This window comes from Dellaglioa sp. CoH-57-MRSF-21 (genome assembly GCF_056781915.1).
This window is the reverse complement of sequence record NZ_JBXAXU010000216.1, coordinates 1-256: the sequence shown is the minus strand read 5'-3', so window position 1 is coordinate 256 and position 256 is coordinate 1. Positions and strand designations below refer to the sequence as shown.

Here is a 256-nt window from a genome sequence, read left to right as displayed (position 1 = left end):
GAGCCGCGAGCTTGCGCAGCGCCTTAGGACTCGACGGCAGGCTAATCCCCTGATATCCGTTCTTCCACACATCAGGTTCCTTAGCCGTCGTGTATTGCTGACGAACGGATACCAGTCTCTGATCCTTGTAATCAATGGCGTTGATGTATATAGCCTTGTTATCTCGGACCTTGAAGCGCTTACCCATCAGTGAACCACCGTGCCCGGTTTAAGCGCGTCCTGCATCTCGACCATACCGCCGCTCGTCAGCACGCTC

Annotated in this window: 1 protein-coding gene; it reads right to left on the bottom strand. The window is 55.1% G+C overall.

Annotated elements, in window-relative coordinates:
• A partial coding sequence (locus AC1RPQ_RS08565; RefSeq protein ID WP_481762359.1) for a hypothetical protein occupies positions 1–187 on the bottom strand: 187 nt, incomplete at its 3' end.
• Positions 188–256: the final 69 nt, after the last annotated feature.